At 62.9% G+C, this 14,615-nt stretch carries 19 protein-coding genes and 1 pseudogene; 13 read left to right on the forward strand and 7 right to left on the reverse strand.

Going from position 1 to position 14,615, the window contains the following annotated elements; translation table 11 throughout:
* Positions 1 to 128: 128 nt before the first annotated feature.
* Positions 129 to 386, reverse strand: a complete 258-nt coding sequence (locus WKW77_RS33300; RefSeq protein ID WP_340361170.1) for a hypothetical protein — start codon at positions 384 to 386, stop codon at positions 129 to 131.
* 141 nt (positions 387 to 527) lie between these two features.
* Between WKW77_RS33300 and WKW77_RS33305 the strand changes: the two genes are divergently transcribed.
* From WKW77_RS33305 to WKW77_RS35180, 5 genes and pseudogenes are all read left to right on the forward strand, one after another.
* Positions 528 to 1,181, forward strand: coding sequence for a phosphoribosyltransferase (locus WKW77_RS33305; RefSeq protein WP_340361171.1), 654 nt, complete (start codon positions 528 to 530; stop codon positions 1,179 to 1,181).
* A 294-nt stretch (positions 1,182 to 1,475) separates the two neighbouring features.
* Positions 1,476 to 1,888: pseudogene (locus WKW77_RS35175) on the forward strand (CapA family protein).
* Positions 1,889 to 2,003: 115 nt separating this feature from the next.
* Positions 2,004 to 2,654 carry a BON domain-containing protein gene (locus WKW77_RS33315; RefSeq protein WP_340361172.1) on the forward strand — a complete coding sequence of 217 codons (651 nt, stop codon included), beginning with the start codon at positions 2,004 to 2,006 and terminating at the stop codon, positions 2,652 to 2,654.
* 771 nt (positions 2,655 to 3,425) lie between these two features.
* Positions 3,426 to 3,773 carry a PspC domain-containing protein gene (locus WKW77_RS33320; RefSeq protein ID WP_340361173.1) on the forward strand — a complete coding sequence of 116 codons (348 nt, stop codon included), beginning with the start codon at positions 3,426 to 3,428 and terminating at the stop codon, positions 3,771 to 3,773.
* Positions 3,773 to 4,042: an IclR family transcriptional regulator domain-containing protein gene (locus WKW77_RS35180; protein WP_479694175.1), complete on the forward strand. Its 270-nt coding sequence runs from the start codon at positions 3,773 to 3,775 to the stop codon at positions 4,040 to 4,042. Before WKW77_RS33320 ends, WKW77_RS35180 begins: the two co-directional genes overlap by 1 nt.
* Here WKW77_RS35180 and WKW77_RS33325 read toward each other — a convergent pair.
* From WKW77_RS33325 to WKW77_RS33340, 4 genes are all read right to left on the reverse strand, one after another.
* Positions 3,988 to 4,179 carry a hypothetical protein gene (locus WKW77_RS33325; protein ID WP_340361174.1) on the reverse strand — a complete coding sequence of 64 codons (192 nt, stop codon included), beginning with the start codon at positions 4,177 to 4,179 and terminating at the stop codon, positions 3,988 to 3,990. The genes WKW77_RS35180 and WKW77_RS33325 overlap by 55 nt on opposite strands.
* Positions 4,180 to 4,250: 71 nt before the next feature.
* Entirely contained in the window at positions 4,251 to 4,784 is a 534-nt protein-coding gene (locus WKW77_RS33330; RefSeq protein WP_340361175.1) for a murein hydrolase activator EnvC family protein, read from the reverse strand.
* A 230-nt stretch (positions 4,785 to 5,014) separates the two neighbouring features.
* Positions 5,015 to 5,341: an EthD family reductase gene (locus tag WKW77_RS33335; RefSeq protein WP_340361176.1), complete on the reverse strand. Its 327-nt coding sequence runs from the start codon at positions 5,339 to 5,341 to the stop codon at positions 5,015 to 5,017.
* A gap of 60 nt (positions 5,342 to 5,401) precedes the next feature.
* On the reverse strand, positions 5,402 to 5,944 hold the full coding sequence (locus tag WKW77_RS33340) for a carboxymuconolactone decarboxylase family protein (RefSeq protein ID WP_340361177.1): 543 nt from the start codon (positions 5,942 to 5,944) through the stop codon (positions 5,402 to 5,404).
* Positions 5,945 to 6,059: 115 nt separating this feature from the next.
* On the opposite strand from WKW77_RS33340, the gene WKW77_RS33345 reads away from it, so the two are divergent.
* From WKW77_RS33345 to WKW77_RS33355, 3 genes are all read left to right on the forward strand, one after another.
* A complete protein-coding gene (locus WKW77_RS33345) occupies positions 6,060 to 6,326 on the forward strand; it encodes a winged helix-turn-helix transcriptional regulator (protein WP_422823315.1) in 267 nt (88 codons plus the stop codon).
* A 301-nt stretch (positions 6,327 to 6,627) separates the two neighbouring features.
* Positions 6,628 to 6,945, forward strand: a complete 318-nt coding sequence (locus tag WKW77_RS33350; RefSeq protein WP_340361189.1) for a glutamine amidotransferase-related protein — start codon at positions 6,628 to 6,630, stop codon at positions 6,943 to 6,945.
* Positions 6,831 to 7,190, forward strand: coding sequence for a glutamine amidotransferase-related protein (locus WKW77_RS33355; protein ID WP_340361179.1), 360 nt, complete (start codon positions 6,831 to 6,833; stop codon positions 7,188 to 7,190). The genes WKW77_RS33350 and WKW77_RS33355 overlap by 115 nt, the downstream gene beginning before the upstream one ends.
* Positions 7,191 to 7,239: 49 nt before the next feature.
* On the opposite strand, the gene WKW77_RS33360 is transcribed toward WKW77_RS33355, so the two are convergent.
* On the reverse strand, positions 7,240 to 9,024 hold the full coding sequence (locus tag WKW77_RS33360; protein WP_340361180.1) for an amidohydrolase: 1,785 nt from the start codon (positions 9,022 to 9,024) through the stop codon (positions 7,240 to 7,242).
* Positions 9,025 to 9,120: 96 nt separating this feature from the next.
* Here WKW77_RS33360 and WKW77_RS33365 point away from each other — a divergent pair, with 96 nt between their 5' ends.
* The 5 genes from WKW77_RS33365 (at position 9,121) to WKW77_RS33385 (ending at position 13,890) form a co-directional block, all read left to right on the forward strand.
* A complete protein-coding gene (locus WKW77_RS33365; RefSeq protein WP_340361181.1) occupies positions 9,121 to 10,041 on the forward strand; it encodes a LysR substrate-binding domain-containing protein in 921 nt (306 codons plus the stop codon).
* A 162-nt stretch (positions 10,042 to 10,203) separates the two neighbouring features.
* Positions 10,204 to 10,449 (forward strand): hypothetical protein, encoded by a 246-nt coding sequence (locus WKW77_RS33370; protein ID WP_340361182.1) that lies wholly within the window; start codon positions 10,204 to 10,206, stop codon positions 10,447 to 10,449.
* A gap of 521 nt (positions 10,450 to 10,970) precedes the next feature.
* Positions 10,971 to 11,567 carry a TetR/AcrR family transcriptional regulator gene (locus WKW77_RS33375; protein ID WP_340361183.1) on the forward strand — a complete coding sequence of 199 codons (597 nt, stop codon included), beginning with the start codon at positions 10,971 to 10,973 and terminating at the stop codon, positions 11,565 to 11,567.
* A gap of 111 nt (positions 11,568 to 11,678) precedes the next feature.
* Complete coding sequence (locus WKW77_RS33380; protein ID WP_340361184.1) at positions 11,679 to 12,383, forward strand: SDR family oxidoreductase; 705 nt, start codon at positions 11,679 to 11,681, stop codon at positions 12,381 to 12,383.
* A 31-nt stretch (positions 12,384 to 12,414) separates the two neighbouring features.
* Positions 12,415 to 13,890: an MFS transporter gene (locus WKW77_RS33385; protein ID WP_340361185.1), complete on the forward strand. Its 1,476-nt coding sequence runs from the start codon at positions 12,415 to 12,417 to the stop codon at positions 13,888 to 13,890.
* Between the two features lie 320 nt (positions 13,891 to 14,210).
* Here the strand turns inward: WKW77_RS33385 and WKW77_RS33390 are convergent, their stop codons facing one another.
* The gene (locus WKW77_RS33390) at positions 14,211 to 14,432 is read right to left on the reverse strand and encodes a hypothetical protein (protein WP_340361186.1); all 222 of its coding nucleotides are present in this window, start codon (positions 14,430 to 14,432) and stop codon (positions 14,211 to 14,213) included.
* Positions 14,433 to 14,615: the final 183 nt, after the last annotated feature.

The following is a 14,615-nucleotide window of genomic DNA, read 5'->3' on the forward strand; positions in this document are numbered from 1 at the left end:
GACGTCGCCACGCTGCGGCTGCGCATCGGCCGCACGGCAGCCGCCTGGCTGCGCCTTTAGCCACGGCGAGCAGGCGCGACAGCCGGATGCCGAGCCACAGGTCTTGCATGGCGCGCCAACCGCCCGGCTCAGGTGCGACCGAAACGATCCGTGCGCAGTTCGCCCTCGCGGACCCAAAGTCCCGGTGCCTCGCAGCGCAGCAGTTCGCTGCCGCTGAGCACGTAGTCTCCGATCTGGAAAACGACGCCGTTGAACTGACAGTAACCGCCCGGGCCTTCGGGCTCGATGTCCTCCTTCTCCTCGTCATCGAGGATGGGCGAAGTCTCCCGTTCGGGATCGGGGGCTCCGACTTGGAGGTGGCCTTCAGGTGTGGGTGTGTCGACCATGATGGGTACACCATAGTCGCGCCGGCGCCATCTTCGTTTGACCGGGCGCAAACACTCGCAACGGCCGCTGCGCAATCATGGCCTTGCCGACGTTTGCGTCCGTGCAAGGACGCAGCACATCGAGCCCCGGAGGATGAAGCCATGTATTTCACCGACCGCCTCGATGCCGCCGAGCAGCTTGCGAAAGCCTTGCAGGCTTACCGCGGGCGCCGCCCGCTGATTCTTGCGGTCCCGCGTGGCGGCGTGCCGATGGGCCATCTGCTCGCCCAACGACTGGATGGTGATCTCGATGTCGTGCTGGTCAGAAAGCTGAGGGCGCCCAGTTCGCCGGAGTTCGCCATCGGATCCATCGACGAAAGCGGATGGGCCTATGTCGCGCCGCACGCGCACGCCGCCGGAGCGAATCACGCCTACATCGAGCAGGAGAAGCGCCACCAGCTCGACACGCTCGGCGAACGAAGGCGCCTGTACACGCCTGGCCGGCCGCCGATCGATCCGGCGGGCCGCATGGCCATCGTGGTGGATGACGGGCTCGCGACGGGCGCGACCATGATCGCGGCCCTGCATGCGGTGCGCGCACACAAGCCCGCCACACTCGTGTGCGCAGTGCCGGTGGCATCGACGGAAAGCCTCGCACTGGTGCGCCCGCTGGCCGACGAGGTTGTGTGCCTCGACGCGCCCGAGGACTTTTACGCGGTCGGGCGGTTCTATCGTGCGTTCGATCAGGTCGAGGACGACGAGGCGATCCGCCTCCTCGACGACGCGGCTGCCCGATCCAGACCGTCATCATCGTGACCGACGACCTTCGGGCAGATGGCAGCGAGGGTGTGGCCGGCAAAGGCAGCATCCGGCTGTTCTTGTGCGGTGACGTCATGACCGAGGCCGTGGCATCGACCAAGTTCTGCCGCATCCCTGCAACCCGCACCTGTTTGAGCCGTGGGCGCGCTCGGCGCTCCGGTATGTCGAGCTTGCAGAACGCGCGTCGGGCCCGATCGGTCGAGCGCTGGACTTCGAGTATCCGTGGGGCGATACGCTGGAGGCCTGCAGGTGCGACCGCCCGATGCGCGCATCGTGAACCTCGAAACGGCGGTGACCACCAGCGAGGACTGGCAGACCGGCAAGGGCATCCACTACCGGATGAGCCCGGACAACCTGCCTTGTCTCACGCGGGCCGTCATCGGCTGCTGCGTCCTTGCCAACACCACGTCCTGGATTGGGGGCCTGCCGCGCTGGAACAGACGCTCTCGTCCTTGCACGCGGCCGGCACGCGCACGGTCGGTGCCGGGCACAATGCGCAGGAGGCGGCAGCGGCGACGACCTCTACGATGAGTATCCAAGTTGCCGGTGGGCTCTTCGACAGGCAGCGGTCGTGGATTGATTCTCCTTCTGGATTCGAGGTCTTTGCTGAATATGTCCCTCGGCCCCGGCACTTACCAGCGTCCGCGCCACCTGCCGAAGCCCTATGCCCACGGCCATCGCGCGGATCGGAAAGCCCGGACTGATCCGAGTTGATCCAACGCAAGCGGATGTCTCTCGAAGCTACCTAGAGTGGAACGGAAGCGAACTACACCTCTCGTGCGTTCGCCCCATTGCCACTGTTGGACGAAAGGAACTCCCATGCGATCCGATGCACAACTCAGAAGCGATGTCCAGGCCGAACTGGATTGGGATGCCGCGATCAAGTCGACCCAGATCGGCGTGGTCGCGGCAGACGGTGTCGTCACCCTGACGGGCCATGTCGCCAGTCACGCGGAGAAGTACGCCGCCGAAGCCGCAGCCCGGCGCGTCAAGGGCGTCAGGGCCCTTGCGGTCGAGATCACCGTGAAACTGCCCGCCTCCGACACCCGCGCCGATGCCGACATCGCCATGGCGGCAGAACGTGGCCTCGAATGGTCGTCGCTCGTGCCGGCCGGGAAGATCAAGCCGACGGTCGAGAACGGCTGGATCACCCTGCACGGCGAAGTCGACTGGGAATATCAGCGTAGGGCTGCTGAACGCGCGGTGCGCACCCTGATGGGCGTCACCGGTGTCACGAACGAGATCCGGATCATCCCGAAAGTGAAGGCAGTCGACATCGAGAAGCGGCTTCACGACGCCCTATCGCGACAGGCCGACCGCGAGGCCGGTCATATCCAGGTCATCGTGAACGGCGACGAGGTTCGTCTGAAGGGGAAGGTCCACTCCTGGGCCGAGTTCGACGCCGTGAACGGTGCAGCGTGGTCCGCCCCCGGCGTAAGCGCCGTGCTCAACGACCTCACGATCGAGTGAATGCGCGGTGAGCGGGCTGACGCGCGAGCGCCGGCCCGTTCAAGCAGGCAAGACACCCGCTGTACACCCAGTGTTTCCTTCAGTTTCCTGCCATTGACGGGTCAGTAAAGCGGCCGGCCTAGATTGAAGTTATGGGATCAGGTCAATCAGGAGACTCAAATGGCCACCTCCACCGCTGCCGCTGCCGCTGCCGCTGCCGCTGCCGCTGCCGCTGCCGCTGCCGCTGCCGCTGCATATGAGCTTCGCTTTGATGCCCTCTTTGCGAATCGCCAGTCGTTCAGATCCATGCGATGGCCTGGGTCATGTCGACATCGATTCGCTCACCGAGCGCGGACGCCTCAACTATCTCTACGCACGCGCCATGATCGGTGTGGAAGTGGCCTGGCCCGACGTTCGTACGTGCTCGCTCGCTCACTGATGGCACCAGGACTATGGATTGACGTGGGTGAATCCGGTCTCGGGATGCCTTCCAAGCTGGGCGCGGCTCCGAGGAGATGCCTATGCTTGAAATTCGCTGCGAAGGCGTAGGCTCTCCGGTGTGACACTCAGCCAACGTCTTTCGGCGCCTCAATGGAGTGTCATCCTTTTGTATTCCGCTCGGACCTTTCCACAGTCGGAGGCAAGCGGCTACTTGCCTTCTATCGGCCGAGGTCGCCGGTTCAGAGAACTTCAGGTCGGTGGAGGAGTTGGCGTGTTATGACGGGCGCCCTCGGGCTGGGTCGTTTGCAAGCGTTGACAACGCGCAAACCACGGATATGAGGGAGGGGCATCATGAAGGCGTCGAAGATTGGCGGAGAGATCATGTCCCTGAGCGAAGAAGTCGACCGTCTGGCTGAATTGCACGGGCGCGGCGTGCTTTCGGACGAGGAGTTCGCGCGCGCAAAGTCGCACCTGTTGGGTGCCCGGGGCCAGGCATCCGGACAATCGTGGGCGTCGGCCGTCAATGCGCTGCGCCGCAGCCGGAGCGAGCGCTGGATCGCCGGCGTGTGCGGTGGCCTGGCTCAGGCGACCGCCCTGGAGGTCTGGGTATGGCGACTCATCTTCGCCGCGCTGTTATTCTGCGGCGGGGCGGGGCTGGTGGTGTATCTGCTGCTTTGGATCTTCGTGCCAAGCGAGTGATGGTCAACCACAGCACGCCTCCCGCCAACTCTCACACTGGACCCTTTGCCAGTTCGACCGCCTTCAAAGGCCCGAGCGAACATGCAACTGTTGCAACCGGGCAGGACGTGTCCTTCTTTGTTCGAGACGGCAACCAACGGGTGCACGTGGTCAAGGTCACGCGTCCGGATGCGCAGCACAGTCCCGCACGGATTGGAGATTCGATGCCACTAGATCAGGGTGCGGAAGGCAAGGTCGTGCTCGCGGAAGCCGGGTCATGCGGCTTATGAGCGTTCGACTTCATTTGCGCGCCTTGACCGGGTTGCTGGCCGGTTTGCTGCTTGCCTGGGTCCTGTTGCTGCTGGCCCGGGTTCACAGGCTGGTTTCCACTCTGGCCGGGATTGGTTTGGCCGGATTGATTGGTCATCCGTTTGCCTCATCAAGTAGTCGGAGCAACAGCGCTCCATCCCTGGCGCTGCCGGCCTCAAGGGGCAGCCGCTAGCGCGGCTCGTGCGAATCGCTGCTGAGGTAGGGCTCGGGGTCGACCGCCACGCCTTTCCTGCGGACCTCGAAGTGGAGCTTCACGCCGTCGGCGCCGCTGTTGCCGATTTCGGCGATCTTCTGCCCTTGGCGCACCAGTTCGTTTTCCTTGACCAGGATGGTCTGCGCGAGGGCGTATGCGGTGAGAAACGTGTCGTTGTGCTTGACGAGGACCATGTTGCCGTAGCCGGGCAATTCGCCGCCGACGTAGACGACACGCCCGTCAGCCGCGGCGATTACCGGGTCGCCCATGTTCCCAGCGATGTCGATGCCCTTGTTGCGTGTACCGTCGAACGGGGAGATCGTGCGGCCGGACGCCGGACGGACGAACGTCGCCTGCGGCTTGGGCGCGGGTGGGGTGGGTCGCACGGTGACGGGTGGCAAGCCGGCCGCCGGGCCGTGGACTTTAGGCGTGGTTGTCGTACAGGCGACCAGCGAGGCCGCCGCGGTTGCGGCGACCACGGCGCGAAGGAGGTAGGGCTGAACTTGCATGCTACTTCTTGGGAGCTCAAGGCGAGGTATTCCTCCGCCTCATGAACGGGTCACTTTTAGCATGGCACTCCGGCGACGGACGCCGGTGCGCACCTAAACCTGTTCCAGGATGTACCAAAACTCGGCCACGCAAGCGTTTGCCCGCGCCGCCCGCGCCGCCCGCAGTTGCACCGCGTTATCCTAGGGATTCGGATACGCGAATGCGGCGCTTGGCGACATTCGCACCTCGGTCAGACTTCCGAACGCTCTACGACCACCTCACTGATCTGCACCACGGGTTGAATATCCGTGTAATTGGCAATGTCGCCCCTGATCTCCTGCTGGTGCTGGCCAGAGGCTGCCAGGTAAGCTTCGACAGAAGTGCATACGAAGTCGCACTTGGCTACGTAAACAGGGTCAGTGCCTGGAGCACGCCCTGAGATGCCCTTGTCCACCGTGTAGTACAGACATGCAGCGCCGAGCAGCCGATTCATCATTGGCATATGCCTTTCTCGGTAGTAAGCATGATCGAATCGCGCACCTGCGGCGTACGGGTACATGACACTGATTTTGATCATCGAGATTTCTCCTGTTGTTGCACGGTAGTCAATATGCCGACGACTCGGCCAGAAGCAGCCTCAAGCCGGGAATCGCGCGCCCGCCTCTTCCAAGGGCATGCGCAGCCCGTTCGTGAGGTAGCTGACGGTGCGATAGAAGCCAGCCAGCATCAGCAGTTCAATGAGGGCTTCTTCGCCAAAGTACTTTCGCAACTCGCTCCACAGTCCACTGTCGATGTCGCAGTGCTCGTGCAGAGAGTCGCACAGGCGCAGAAGGACCTGTTCCTCGGTTGACCAGCAGCCTTCGTTCGCCGAACCCGTGACGGTCGCCTCAACCTGCTCCGGCGTCAGGCCGCCGAGCCTTGAGAAGGCCGTGACGTGGATGCCCCATTCATATTCTGATTTGCACAATGCCGTTGTTCGATGAATCACGATTTCGCGCTGTCGGATGCTCAAGTTGCCCTTATCCAGCAACTCACCGGCAAAGAACTTCTGGAATAGACGAGGGTCGCGTGCCAACGTCGTGAACAGCCGCAAGGGGGGCTGTCCCTTCATCAGCCTGTCGAGTGGCCTGGAAATGTCTTCACCAAATGGTGGAGTTGCTGGCTCGATGCGTGCGGGCATACAGATTCCTGATTCAAGTGCCGAGCTATCGTAGGCCTCTTGCTGTATAAAGTAAAGCATGACGACACCTCGTATCGGCCAACCAGTTCGCGGTTCCACCACCGGCCGCCCCATCATGGTCGCTCTGGACCTACTGGGACGACGCACGGCGCTGCGCGTGCTCTGGGAACTTCGGGGGGACCCGCTGACCTTCAGGGCCCTGCAAGACGCTTGCGAGACGAACACCAGATTGCTCAACACGCGGCTCACTGAACTGAGGGAAGCCAACCTTGTCGAGCATGCCGAGGGTGGCTATCGACTAACGGATGAAGGGCGACGGCTTGCGAAGGCGCTGAAGCCGTTGTCAGCTTGGGCGGACCAGTGGGGGCGTGGAAAGCGATGAGAAGGTGACTCGCACCATGCGCGTTGGTGCGCCATGGAGTACTCACGGTGCCGGTCCGCAGTGTTGACCGCTTTTGCATGGGGCTAGACTTCCGCTCAGGGCACGAACCCGCAGTTCCGCCCTGCCCTCCCGAAGGACGGTTTGCGCTCTCAAGGTCGGATCGACCTTTCCTGCCCTGATCGTGTCGCTTGGCGACTTTGACGACTGGATCAGGTGCGGGCTGAATGGGGCCACCACCATCGAGATCCGCGTCGCGGACGCACGGGTCGAGGCGCTACCTCCCGCCCAGAACTTGAGTGGTGTGGTCATCACCGGATCGCACGCCATGGTGAGCGACCGTGAGGCCTGGAGCGAAGCGGCTGCGGCTTGGCTCCGGGACGCCGTGTTAGAGGGACTTCCGGTGCTCGGCATCTGTTATGGCCATCAGCTTTTGGCCCATTGCCTCGGTGGTGAGGTTGGCTATCGCACGCCGAGGGGATCGAGATCAGCTCAAGGGCCGTGCGATTGCTGCCGGGAGCCGAGGCCGATCCGATCTTCGGCGAGTTGCCGCCGACGTTCACTGCCCGCCTCGTGCACCGGCAGTCCGTGCTCAGACTGCCCGATGGCGCCGTGCCCTTGACTGCCAACGATCACGAACGCCATCAGGCCTTTCGGTTCGGCCCTTCTGCGTGGGGCGTGCAGTTCCACCCTGAATTCAGTGCGGCTGCTATGCGCGGCTATATCGAAACACTCGGAAGTGACCTGCGCGATGAGGGAAAAGACCCATCGGCGCTGAGCGCGGACGTGATCGAAACGCCGGACGCATCGCGTCTCATGCGCAATTTCGTGCGTCACGTGCAGTCCGCCGCTTGCGCCGGAGTCTGATCCTTCAGAGGGTAAATGCGCTCCCGCTTCTTGTACGGGAGCAAGTCACCTACTGGCGACCCAGATGCTGGCCAAACGTCACAGCGTTGTTGCGATAAACCTCGCGTCCACCCACGTAGGTTGCGACAGGCGTCAGGGTTTTGATCTGTGCATCCGGGATGGTTAGGTAGTCACTCGTCAAGACGGCGAAGTCAGCAAGTTTGCCCTTCTCGATCGAGCCCTTGATGTCCTGTTCGTTGTTCAGTTTTGCAAAGTTGCTCGTGAACATTCGCAGTGCCGCAGGTCGACTGATGCGTTCTGACGCGCCGTAGATTCCGTCGTTGACGGTATCGCGAACGACGAAGTGGTACATGGTGAGGAACGGATTGAGTACCAGCGGCGAATCCGACCCCCCGGCAACTTCGAAGCCCGCATCCGAGAATTCCTTCGTGCGAACGACCACGTCTGCGCGCGCTCTTCCCCAGAGTCCCGCAAGGATCGGCGCCGCGTAATAGAGATGCGGTTGCAGCGAGAGTTGGACGCCAAGCGCCTTGATGCGTGGGATCTGATCCGATCTCGCTACCAGCGCGTGCTCGATCACCCACCCCTTCACGATGCCCGGGGATGCCTTGTCGAGCTTTTCCCAACTCGTGAGGACCTGGTCCAGCGCGGCATCTCCGACGACGTGCACCGCGACTCGATACTTGCGTTGGGCCCATGCGCTTACCACGGCTTCGTGTTGATCCGCAGTGAACAGAGGCAGGCCGAAATAGGTCCCGTGCTGCCCATAGGGCTCTTCAAACGCCTCCGTCATGAAGCCACCCTCGAATCCACCGTCGACGTAAGTCTTGGCGCCCCATACACGAGCCCAGTCATCGCCGCTCCCCGGCGGCATGTCAGCCGCATCGGAGATTTGCTGGACGTCCTGTGCTGTACCGACTCGAGAATCGAGCAGCATGTCGAATCGCAGTGTCAGTTTTCCCTCGTTCTGCAATTGGCGGATGAGTTTGTAAGCCGCAGGCACCTTGGTCCCGGTGAAGGCGCCCGGTATGCGTACGCTTGTCACCCCGAGCGCATTCAGCTTCTGTTGGAACGCCTGCATCCGGGTGCTGTCGAACGGCGGGTCCGGCGGAAGCGTCATGAGACTTCGCGCGGCGTTGATCAGTACCCCGGTGAGGTGCCCGTTGACATCCTTCTCGATGATGCCCCCCTGCGGGGACACCGTGGATTCGGTAATGTTGAACTTGCTGAGGGCTGCGCTGTTCAGCACTGCGGTCAGGCCTCCGCGCAGGAGAACCAGCGGGTTGTTCGGAGCGACCGAATCCAACTCAGCGCGCGTGGGCATGCGGCGCTCATCCAATTGCCCGTGATACCAGTCGGGGTTCGAGATCAGCAACTCGCCCGGTTGCGCCTTGGCGACCGCCATGCTGATCGTGGCCAGCATCTGAGCAATCGAACGAACTTGAGACACGTCAATGCCAGGCCCACCCCCCACGTCGTGTAGATGGCCGTCACCCAAGCCGGGGACGACAGTACGCTTGCCAAGATCGACGACAGCGGTGTTGGCGCCGATGTAGGAGTTCAACTCGGACTGGCTTCCCACGGCGAGGAAGCGCCCATCCTTGACGGCAAATGCTTCCGCGACTGTGTCGCTCGCGTCCACCGTGAGGACCTTGGCATTGGTGTATACCGCGTCGGCCGTGACTGCGCCAGGCGGCGCCGCTGCAGTTGCCAGCCCGGCTGAATTGCTTCCGCCCCCTCCGCAGCCAGCGGCCATTGCAGCCAGCATCGAAGCGACGGCTGCAGCAAGCGTAAGAAGGGTGGTTCTTCTGCCCTTCGAAATCGATGTGATCAAGTTGTCTCCTTCCGTGGTTGAACGCTGATGTCGAAAAAATGTAGAGTCTTCGCGTGAACACCGAAAGCCGACTTTTTTTACGAGGAGACAACCAAAATGAATCGCCCTCTGGAAGCGCCACCCATGAAGAATCATCAGATCAGGGCCTTTATCCAGGTGGCCGAAAGCGGATCGATCCGGGCTGCCGCTAGAACTCTTTTTCTGAGCCAGAGCGCCCTCACCAAGTCGCTGCGGGAGCTTGAGGAAGACGTAGGTGCGGAACTGCTCCTGCGCAGCTATAAGGGCATCGAGTTCACCCCCGCCGGCAAGGTGCTGCTCACACATGCCCGGCTTGCACTTTCAGTGCTCGATAAGGCGCGCGAAGAAGTGCGGCTGCTTCGAGGCGGCTCTGGCGCCCGTGTTTCGGTAGCCACGACACCTCTTGTGGCGATCGAGGCGCTACCGAAGATCTGGAAGATGTTCGAGAGATTGCAGCCCGACGCGCAGCTGTCACTCAGCGAAGGCTTTCTGAGTCATCTTCTGCCGGCGCTGCTTGAGGGCCGGCTGGATTTCGCGGTTGCGATCGCGGACCCCTCTGATCTGCCCTACGAACTTGTGTTCGAACCCCTGATGCAAGTTGTCGCCTTGCCCGCAGGTCGACGTGGCCACCCGTTGGCCACTTCGCGAGCCTGGGAAGGCCTCAAGGACGCAACCTGGGTCATGAATTTCTCACCCGGCAGCCAGAGCGAGACGCTGGTGACATGGCTGAGAGACAGCGGCCTCGCAGTCCCTCGCAAGATCGTCAATTGCGCTTCACCGATGTTGATGGCCGAGCTCATGCGACGTACCGACATGGTGGGGTTCTGTCCCGAGGTTCTGCTTGAAGACAAGACCTACAGCGCAGGCCTGCAGCGCTTCCGAGTCAGGCCGCTGCCGCCACCCATGGCACTGGGCTTGATTCAGTTGAGGGGTGTACCCCAAAGTAGCGCGGCCAAGCCGCTGGCAGCACTGTTTGTGAAGCATTTTCGAGGCGCGTAGTCGCTGCAGCAATGGCTCGCTGACGGAGGCTTGTCGCCTTGGACGGCCGGATCAAGCGGCTGGCAGGCTCTCGCGATCTCGCGATAATCGCTCCCATCACGGCAGCGTTGCAGAGCCGAGTCGAACAGAGCCTCGCGTATCGCCCCAGATTCCAAAATTTCAATGACCACCATCCGAATTTCCCTTTGCGCGTGTCTCGCGCTCCTGGCAGCTAACGCTTTGGCGATCACGCGCAGCGATGACGTGATGGCCGATCGATACGCGGACGTTCAGCACTGCATCGAAAGAGCACTCGGCAGGCAATGGAAAGAGAGGTTCGACATCGAAACAACCATCAACCGTTGGGGCGCTGTGACCGACCTGCGATGCCGGCGACAACTTGACCTGGCAGGTCAGCCACGACCTTGAGTCAACAACATGCCGGTGCATGACTGAAAATTAGAGACGCGTTCGAGCTGATGCGTCCGCTTGAACGCCGAGTAGCTCCGATTGGTCAACCTCAGGTGTCGCAGTGCAGCCTGCCCGTCGTTCCTCGCTCGAATGACTGCTCGCCGTTCCGAACCCCGACCACCTTAAGGGGCCCGCCAAAGGACCGCTCGTGGCCGCGATGCGGAGGCCTCCCAAATTTCGGCAAGTCCGCAAATGGCACCAACCCGCAGTTCCCCTGCCCTCCCAAAGTACGGTTCGCCCTGCACAACGGAAGTCGACAGCTCTCAATCATCGCGACGAGTGCGGCGCGAGCCATGCCCTCGTTCTGCCCACCGGCGCGCCTCTCTCATCTCCCGCAGCGGTTCTTTCCCATCAATCACCTCCATTGAGCGCCGCTTCTCGCCCAGGCGACCCGGCGTAGACAGCAGACGCAATTTGACAGGCGCTTTTCCTTTGAATATTATGACAAACATATTAATTCAATTTAGCGTTGGCCTTTCATGAGCCGAACCCCGAACAGCCGCAGGGAAGAAACTCACGAGCGCATCGTCTCCGTGGCCAGCCGCGCGATCCGTAAGCGCGGCTATGCCGGCGTTGGCGTTGCCGAGGTCATGAAGGAAGCCGGCCTGACACACGGGGGCTTCTATGCCCACTTCGATTCGCGTGATGCGCTGCTGGTCGAGGCGCTCGAACGTGCCGGTCACGAGAGTTCTGCGGCTTTGAGCCAAGCTGCCGAGCGCAGCGCCCGCAAGGGCGTGAGCGCGTTCCGTTCGCTGGTGGAAACCTACCTTGCCGACTCCCAACTGGCCTCGCTGGAGTGTGGCTGTCCCGTGGCTGCGCTTGGCTCCGATATGCCACGTCAGTCCGAGCTCGTGCGCGAGGCCTCCGCCCATCGGGTGCGGCGCCTGATCGCCGGCGTGCGCCACGCCCTGCCTGGCGCGTCGCGTGCGGCCGCGGCGGCGGTGGCGGGCACCTTGGTCGGCGCACTACAGCTGGCACGGGCGCTCGGTGACGGACCGGAAGGGCGCTCCGTGCTTGCGGATGCGCGCAAGTCGCTGCTCGCGCAGTACGACCAACTGGCCACTGGGCCCCGCTGACGAAAACGACATGCCAAGGCAGCGATCGATATTGCTTCGCCTTTTAATATGACAGTAATCATATCAACGTGTACTCCCCCACCACCTCACACACCCTCAGGAAAACCTCTCATGAACATCGACAACGCCACCGTCCTCGTCACCGGCGCCAATCGCGGCATCGGCCTGGCCTTCACCCGCGAACTGGTTGCCCGCGGCGCTCGCAAGGTCTACGCCGGTGCCCGTGATCCGTCCAGCATCCAGCAGCCCGGGGTCGAGGCCATCCGCCTCGATGTCACGAAGCCGGAGGAAGTCGCGGCAGCGGCGGCCCGCGCCGGCGATGTGACGCTGGTGATCAACAATGCCGATGTCGCCCAGGTCGGCGGCTTTCTGGCGTCCGACAGCGAGGAGGCAGCGCGGCGTCAGTTCGAGACCAATTTCTTCGGCATGCTGCGCATGAGCAAGGCCTTTGCGCCAGTGCTGAAGGCCAACGGCGGCGGTGCGCTGATCAATGTGCTGTCGATCGTTTCCTGGATCAACGGCGGTCAGCTCGCTGCCTATGCGGCGACCAAGTCGGCCGCCTGGTCGCTCACCAACTCGTTGCGCCACGAACTGGCCTCGCAGCACACGCAGGTGCTCGCCCTGCACATGGCCTTTGTCGACACGGACCTGGCGCGCGGGCTCGAGGGGCCGAAGACGAGCCCGGAAGACATCGTCAAGCGCGCGCTGGACGGTCTCGAGGCCGGTCTCGATGAGGTGCTGGCCGACGAACGCACCCGCCTGGTCAAACAGGGGCTCACGGCGGCCACGCCGAGCTACATGCCGGCACGCAGCTGAGCGCGGGCACGAACACGACATGGACACGTAAATGACGATTGCCAACGCACCTGCCGCCACGGCGGTCGCAGCAACGACAGCTGCTGCCGCTGCGACTGCAGCAGCCCATCAACGCCATGCATCGCCTTGGCCGGTGTTCTGGGTCGCCAGCATGGCGACCTTTCTGGTGTCGCTGGACGGCACGATGCTCTACTCGGCCTTCGGAGCGCTGCGGGCCGGCTTTCCGGATGCCAGCGCCGCCGACATGTCGTGGGTGCTCAACGCCTACGCGGTGGTCTATGCAGCGATGCTGATTCCCGCCGGCGGCCTGTCCGATGCGCACGGTCGCAAGCGAGTCTTCATGCTCGGCGTCACGCTGTTCATCGCCGCTTCGGCAGCCTGCGGGCTTGCAGGGAGCGTCGAGTGGCTGATCGCCGCGCGCGCGCTGCAGGCGGTCGGCGCCGCGCTGCTCACGCCAGCGTCGCTGTCCATCGTGCTGGCGGCCTTTCCGCAAAACAAGCGCGCCGTCACCGTCAGCCTTTGGGGTGCGGTGGGCGGCTTCGCTGCTGCGGTAGGGCCGAGCCTGGGGTCCTTCGTGATTCAGAACGTCGGCTGGCCTTGGGCCTTCTTTATCAACCTGCCGATCGGCGCCCTCTCGCTCTGGTGCGGTGCCTACTTGCTGACCGAATCGACGCGTTCGGCGCATCGACCCAAGGTCGACGTGGTCGGGATGGCCTTGCTGATCGTCGCCGTGGGCGCACTGACGCTGGCCATCGTCGAATCCGAGTCGCCCGCCTGGTCGCGCGGGCAACTGATGGCTGCCGCTGCCGCCGGGGCCATCGCGCTGGTGGCCTTTGTCGTCTGGGCCCACAACGTACGGGCGCCCCTCGTCGACCTGAGCCTGTTCGGCAACCCCACCTACAGTGCGGTCAATGCAGCCACGCTCACGTTCGGAGTCGCCTTCGCGATGATGTTCTTCGCATTCTTCTTCTACATGAGCAACGTCTGGCATTACAGCCAGGCCCAGGCAGGCTTGGCGATCGCGCCAGGACCGCTGATGGTAATTCCGGTGGCCATCGTGACGGGCCGCCTTGCAGGGCGCTACGGACATCGGCCGTTCCTGGTCGGCGGCGCCTTGCTGTATGCGGCCACCGGCCTCTGGTTCCTCCTCGTTCCAGGTGCCGAACCATCGTATGGGGCGCAGTGGCTCCCGGGCCTGTTCCTGAGCGGGGCCAGTGTCGGCATGGTTATGCCGTCGTTGTCGGGCGCCGCGGTGAGCAAGCTGCCTGCGGCCCACTACGCGGTCGGGAGCGCGGTCAATCAGGCCACGCGCCAGATCGGCTCTGTAATCGGCGTCGCGATCACTGTGGTGCTGCTCGGCCACGGAGCGCTGCAACGCGGCGACTTCGACGCCGTTTACAAATGGCACATTGGATTGGCGCTGTTGACGGCGGTGCTGTGCGTGCTGGTCAATACCAGGCCGGCGGCACTGCCGCCGGTGTCAACACGTGCAGCGCGAGCGAGTTGACCGCGCCCTGTCGCTGTCGCCCCGGTTCGGCAGGGTCCGCGAAGGGCTCGGGTGCAACCGTTGCGGCCCGTACGACGCCGCCGATCAACGGACCGTCACGGGCCCAAGGGCACGATGAAACACGCTGGGGCTACACATGCCAAGTTCGCCGTGGCGGCGCAGGGTGCCCGATAGGATGTTCCGAAGTGCGAACTCAGTGCTCATCGATAACTCAATATTGAGCGCACCAGCTGAATCTGAGGTTGGCCCGCGGGTACATCGCGTGAAGCTCATGGACAACCCGCGCACATGCTCTACCAGCAGGTCAATCACGCCGAGATTCACGAGGAATTCGCAAGAACATAGAAATGACTTCGATTGATTCTTGATGCGGCGCTCAGCGTGCCGCCTCCCGTGACGTTGCCTAAAGTGAGCACGTGGCGATGTTGCCCGATGCCTTGGTCTTCTCGACAGTATTCAACTGCTCCAGTGAGCAGCCGCAGGTGGCTGCGGCCTCGGTGGAGGATGGCATTGCCATCCCTTAGAGAGAAGGTGTCCATCATGGAATCGCACGACACCTCCGCCACGGGCCGTCCCGACGACTTTGTATTCCTCAGTCGATTGACGATGCCTCTCACCTAGGGATGGTCTGCAAAACAGGCCCGGCCCTTGCATGATCTGAAGCCATGATTTCCAAACGCGTGACGCCCCCGGGTCAACTCGGTCTGGGTTTGAATCTGTCGACG

It is taken from the genome of Variovorax ureilyticus (assembly GCF_037889935.1).
GTDB lineage: Bacteria > Pseudomonadota > Gammaproteobacteria > Burkholderiales > Burkholderiaceae_C > Variovorax > Variovorax ureilyticus.